At 69.0% G+C, this 5,611-nt stretch carries 7 protein-coding genes; 5 read left to right on the forward strand and 2 right to left on the reverse strand.

The window, feature by feature from the left end:
- Positions 1-152 precede the first annotated feature (152 nt).
- The 3 genes from gltX to VDQ83_RS18550 are packed head-to-tail and all read left to right on the forward strand — an operon-like array spanning position 153 to position 2,310.
- Positions 153-1,559 (forward strand): glutamate--tRNA ligase, encoded by a 1,407-nt coding sequence (gene gltX / locus VDQ83_RS18540; protein WP_263395136.1) that lies wholly within the window; start codon positions 153-155, stop codon positions 1,557-1,559.
- A gap of 16 nt (positions 1,560-1,575) precedes the next feature.
- A complete protein-coding gene (locus VDQ83_RS18545; RefSeq protein WP_263395135.1) occupies positions 1,576-2,064 on the forward strand; it encodes a transcriptional repressor in 489 nt (162 codons plus the stop codon).
- Positions 2,065-2,109: 45 nt separating this feature from the next.
- Positions 2,110-2,310: a hypothetical protein gene (locus VDQ83_RS18550; protein WP_455436010.1), complete on the forward strand. Its 201-nt coding sequence runs from the start codon at positions 2,110-2,112 to the stop codon at positions 2,308-2,310.
- Positions 2,311-2,436: 126 nt separating this feature from the next.
- On the opposite strand, the gene VDQ83_RS18555 is transcribed toward VDQ83_RS18550, so the two are convergent.
- Entirely contained in the window at positions 2,437-2,802 is a 366-nt protein-coding gene (locus tag VDQ83_RS18555) for a hypothetical protein (protein ID WP_309922696.1), read from the reverse strand.
- Between the two features lie 117 nt (positions 2,803-2,919).
- On the opposite strand from VDQ83_RS18555, the gene VDQ83_RS18560 reads away from it, so the two are divergent.
- Entirely contained in the window at positions 2,920-3,057 is a 138-nt protein-coding gene (locus VDQ83_RS18560; RefSeq protein ID WP_455436008.1) for a hypothetical protein, read from the forward strand.
- 72 nt (positions 3,058-3,129) lie between these two features.
- On the opposite strand, the gene VDQ83_RS18565 is transcribed toward VDQ83_RS18560, so the two are convergent.
- The gene (locus VDQ83_RS18565; protein ID WP_455436009.1) at positions 3,130-4,431 is read right to left on the reverse strand and encodes a sugar MFS transporter; all 1,302 of its coding nucleotides are present in this window, start codon (positions 4,429-4,431) and stop codon (positions 3,130-3,132) included.
- Positions 4,432-5,050: 619 nt separating this feature from the next.
- Here VDQ83_RS18565 and VDQ83_RS18570 point away from each other — a divergent pair.
- The gene (locus tag VDQ83_RS18570; RefSeq protein ID WP_309922690.1) at positions 5,051-5,515 is read left to right on the forward strand and encodes a (R)-mandelonitrile lyase; all 465 of its coding nucleotides are present in this window, start codon (positions 5,051-5,053) and stop codon (positions 5,513-5,515) included.
- The last annotated feature ends 96 nt before the right edge of the window (positions 5,516-5,611 follow it).

Consider the following 5,611-nt stretch of genomic DNA (forward strand, 5'->3'; position numbering starts at 1 on the left):
GGCTTCAGCCGCGACAGGCGTTGCCGATAGTGCCTGTCGCGGCTGAAGCCGCTCCTACAATGGAAGAGCCTAGGCATGGCACCGGCTGCCTCCGGGCACCGCAAGGCAGGCCAGGGTAAAATCGCCCGATTCCCGTTTGCTCCGAGCGTTCCATGGCCTGCCGCACCCGTTTCGCCCCCAGTCCCACCGGTTACCTGCACATCGGCGGCGCGCGCACCGCGCTGTACTGCTGGTTGGAGGCGCGCCACCGCGGCGGCGAGTTCGTGCTGCGCATCGAGGACACCGACCGCGAGCGCAGCACCCAGGCGGCGATCGACGCGATCCTCGAAGCGATGCAGTGGCTGGGCCTGGACTACGACGAAGGCCCCATCTACCAGACCCAGCGCATCGCCCGCTACCAGGAAGTGGCCGCGCAGCTGCTCGCCGCCGGCAAGGCCTACTACGCCTACGAGACCCGCGAGGAACTGGACGCCATGCGCGAAGCGGCGATGGCCAAGCAGGAAAAGCCGCGCTACAACGGCGCGGCGCGCGAGCAGCACCTGCCGCACCGCGACGATCCGAACCGCGTGGTCCGCTTCAAGAACCCCGAAGGCGGCAGCGTGGTGTTCGACGACCTGATCAAGGGCCGCATCGAGATCGCCAACAGCGAGCTCGACGACATGGTGATCCTGCGCCCCGACGGCTACCCCACCTACAACTTCGCGGTGGTGGTGGACGACTGGGACATGGGCATCACCGAGGTCATCCGCGGCGACGACCACATCAACAACACCCCGCGCCAGATCAACATCTACGAGGCGCTGGGCGCGCCGGTGCCGAAGTTCGCGCACATGCCGATGATCCTGGACGAGCAGGGCGCCAAGCTGTCCAAGCGCACCGGCGCGGCCGACGTGATGCAGTACAAGGACGCCGGCTACCTGCCGCACGCGCTGATCAACTACCTGGCGCGGCTGGGCTGGTCGCACGGCGACCAGGAGCTGTTCGGCCGCCAGGAACTGATCGACCTGTTCGACGTCAAGGACGTCAACTCCAAGGCCGCGCGGCTGGACATGGCCAAGCTCGGCTGGGTCAACCAGCACTACCTGAAGAGCGACGACCCGGCCACGATCGCCCCGCAGCTGGACTACCAATTGGCCAGGCTCGGCATCGACCCGGCCGCCGGCCCGGCCGCCGCCGACGTGGTGGTGGCGCTGCGCGAGCGCGTGCAGACGCTGAAGGAGATGGCCGAGAAGGCGCTGGTCTGGTACCGGCCGCTGGAGACCTACGACGATGCGGCCGTGGCCAAGCACCTGAAGCCGGGCGCGGAACTGGCGCTGGGCAAGGCGCGCGAGCTGCTTGCCGCGCTGGGCGAGTGGAGCGTGGACGGCGTGGCCGCCGCGCTGCATGACGCCGCCGCGGCGCTGGAGATCGGCATGGGCAAGGTCGCGCAGCCGCTGCGCGTGGCCATCACCGGCACCCAGGTCAGCCCGGACATCTCGCACACGGTCTACCTGGCCGGGCGCGAGCAGGCCTTGAAACGCATCGACGCCGCGCTCATCAAGATCCCAGCGGGAAGCTGATTCCCCGGAGAAGCCCATGTCCAGCAAGAAGACCGCCTGCACCGAGCCGCACCACCACGTCCACGACGCCGACGACTTCGTCAAGGTGGTGGAGCGGGTGAGCCGCGAACGCGGGCTGCGGCTGACCCCGATCCGCGCCAACGTGCTGCGCCTGATCGCCGAGGCCGCGCGCCCGGTGAAGGCCTACGAGTTGCTGGAATGGGTGCGCGAGGGCAAGAGCGTGGGCGCCGACGCGCCGCCCACCGTGTACCGCGCGCTGGATTTCCTGATGGCCAACGGCTTCGTGCACAAGCTCGAGTCGGTCAACGCCTTCGTCGCCTGCCACCACCCCAGCAGCGCCCAGCATTCGGTGCCGTTCCTGATCTGCGACCGCTGCCACAGCGCGGTGGAACTGGAGGATCGCGACGTGGTCGCGCAACTGGAACAGCGCGCCAAGGCGCTGGGTTTCCAGCCACAGGCGCAGACCCTGGAAGTGCACGGCCTGTGCGCGCGCTGCGCGGGGTAGGGCGCAGCGCTTTCGGCGGCGTGGGTGCGGTCGTACCCGCGGCGCTTGCCGGTTGCGGGCCGCGGCCGGCGCACGCATGGCCGCGGCGCGCCGGCGGCTGATCGCGTCTCGCACCTGGGGCTGATCGCCATGCCGTTCGGGCTGTCCACGCCGACGGCGGTGGTGGCCGGCGTTGTTCCGCATCTCAACCGCGCGCTGTTGAAGGCCTCGCTGTTCATGGCCGCCGGCATCGTCGCCCCGACCTGATCGCGGCCGCCGCAGCGACAGCCGTTGGCGGCGACCGAGGCCGGGCAATCCACTAAGGTAAGCTCGGCAAGGCGTCGCGTACGGTACGTTCGATCCATGTCGGCGCGCCGGCGTCCGCCGCGCGTATCAGCCGCGCTCGAGCACATCGCCGAAGCGCAGCCGTGTCCATGCTTCGGCCGCCGCCCGCGCGAGCGCATGCGAATCGCTGGCGCCCTCGGCCAGGCTGGTATCGCCGCGCGGATCGATCACTTCCCATTCCCAGGTCCGCGTGCGCTTGGGCAGCCACACCGCGAGCAGCAGCGCAGGCAGCTCCGGCCTGCCGGTGGCCACGTCGCAGCGCCAGATCGACAGGTCCGCCAGCGCATCGCGTTGCCAGCGCGGCCGTGCCGTGTCGCCCGTGGCGGCGGCGCGCGTCGCGACAAGGCGCACACGCGGCAACGGCGCGGCGAGGACGGTGTGCTTGGAGGGGATCGGGGTGGTCGTCTTGTACATGCTCGCTCCTTCTGTGGCAAAGAAGGCGTGCCGGGGAGACATGCGAGACCCCATCGGACACACCTGCGTCGACCGGCGGTGCCGGTGGCTGGTGTCGCGGGTGCCCGATTGGCTGAGATGCCGCCGCTGGATGCGGCGACGGCCGGGCTACCATCCGGCCTGCTCTCTTTCGACCGCGGCAGCGTACCCATTCCGTGGCACCGCGACAAGCGCTTTTTGTTGCCACAAGCGATTGTTTTTGCTTGGGATGTGTGAGCAATCGGCACCCGGTCGCGCCGGTGCCGCCGCTAGCGAACGGCGGGCTGCCGCACGCTCGGCTGCGTCCGGCTAGGCCGTTGCGGCAGGCGCGGTCTTCGCGCCCCACAGCGCATAGAACAGCACGTACAGCTCGCACACGGCGGTGAGCAGGAACGCGCGCTGCAGGCCGACATGGTCGGCCAGCCAGCCCTGCACGACCACCAGTGCGCCGCCGGCGATGGCCATGATCAGCAGGCCGGAGCCTTCCTCGGTCAGCGGCCCCAGGCCCTTGATGCCGAGGGTGAAGATGGTCGGGAACATGATCGAATGGAACAGGCCCACCGCGATCAGCGACCACATCGCGACATGGCCGGTGGTGAACACGGTCAGCAGCATCACCACGAACGCGCCGACCGAGAACAGCGCCAGCACCGCCTCCGGCGCGATGCGGCGCATCAGCGCGCTGCCGGCGAAGCGCCCCACCATCATCCCGCCCCACAACAGGAACAGGTAGTGCGAGGCCTGTTGGTGGGTGAGGTTGCCGATGTGCGGCTGCGACACGAAGTTGATGAACAGATTGGACACGCCGATCTCGGCGATCAGATAGATGAAGATGGCCGGGATGCCGAGCACCAGGTTGCGATGCCGCCACAGCGAGTGGCTGGCGCGCTGCTGGCCGGTGGCGCGCTGGGTGGCCTGGCCGAGCGCCGGCAGCTTGAAGCGGGCGATGACCACCGCCAGCAGCACCAGCACCACGGCGACGATGAGATAGGGCAGTTGCACCGATTGCGCGTCGGCCAGGCGTTCGGCCTGGGTCAGCACCGCATCGCCCTTGGCGGTGCCCGAGGTCGAGCGGCCCAGGATCAGGTAGCCACCGAACAGCGGCGCCAGGGTGGTGCCGACCGAGTTGAACGCCTGCACCAGGTTGAGCCGCGACGAGGCGGTGTCCGCGCTGCCGATCACCGCCACGTACGGATTGGCCGCGACCTGCAGCAAGGTGATGCCGCTGGCGATCACGAACAGCGAGCCGAGGGTGATGCCGTACGAGACCAGGCGCGCGGCCGCGATCATGCCCAGCGCGCCCAGCGCCATGATGCCCAGGCCGATCACCAGCGCGCGCTGGTAGCCGATCCGCTCGATCAGCTTGGCCGACGGCAGCGAGGCGAAGAAGTAGGCGATGAACCACACCGACTCGATCAGCGTGGCCTGGGTGTAGCTGAGTTCGAACACGCTGCGCAGGTGCGGCAGCAGGGTGTTGTTGATGACGGTGATGAAGCCCCACATGAAGAACAGCGAGGCCAGCAGCGACAGCGCGGCGCGGTACGACGGCGCGGCGCCAGCGAACGGCGCGGAGTTCGGGAGCGGAGCCGCCGGCCCCATCGGTCCTGCCATCGTGGGTGTGTCCTCTCTGCGCTGTTGCGGGTCTGTCGGTGGGCATGCGCGGAGGCATCTGCCTGCGCTGCCGCGCCGCAGCCGTCTCGCGTGTTGCCGCGTTGTCGCATAGGGCCGTAAGCGATGTCGCGGCGCCGGCGCACGGGCGAGGATAGGCGCCGCGCTTCGCGCGCGACCAATGATTTAAATCGCGGCGGTTATACGGTTATTGCAATGTTGCACTGCGGCGATGCGTTGTTCTGGCAAAGGCTGATGTGCCTCCGGCGACCCGTCGGCTATTGGATTTCCGCGCAGCGGGTCGTCGCGTTCGATGTCGCGGTCATGCGATGGCGTGGCATGGGCATGGCGCGCATTGCCGCTGCGCTGCGTGGGCGAAGAATGTGCGGCTCCAAGCGACGAGGACGGTGCTGGCGGACCGCGGGAGTTCACCGGCCACGTCGCGGATACCGAAGCAGGGCATGCCATTCATGCGCCGCCATCCGGGGCAACCGCGCCACTGTGCTTCAACGACGCGGACGATTGATGAGAGGCACTTATGGCCGCATGAATCCGACGCGGACTAGTGCCGCCGGCGCGGCGCGCCTACAGTCGGTGCAGACGTCCATGCAAGGAGATTCCGATGAGCCTGTTCGCCATGTCGCTGTCGATGATGGCCGCTGCGGTCCCCGACGAGGACGCCGCGCCGATCACCGTCACCCGTGCCGGCACGACCGCCTCGGCGGTCGGTCCGGCGGACTATTTCACCGGCGCGGTACGCATCGATGCGCCGTTCAAGGGCCAGGCGCCGGCACGCATCAGCGGCGCCACGGTCAGTTTCGAACCGGGCGCGCGCACCGCCTGGCATACCCACCCGTTGGGGCAAACCCTGATCGTCACCGCCGGTGTCGGCCGCGTGCAGGAGTGGGGCAAGCCGGCGCAGGAGATCCGTCCCGGCGACATCGTGTGGATCCCACCGGGCGTCAAGCACTGGCACGGCGCCAGCGCGCAGGTGGCGATGACCCACATCGCCATCGCCGAAGCGGTGGACGGCTCGCCGGTGACCTGGCTGGAGCCGGTGTCGGAGAGTCAGTACCGCGGGGAGTGAGGGGATACAGCTGTGCGGGAGAGGTGCGCGATTGCGATTGACCTGTAGGAGCGGCTTCAGCCGCGACAGGCATTACCGATAGAGCCTGTCGCGGCT

Source organism: Xanthomonas sp. WHRI 7945 (genome assembly GCF_035026585.1).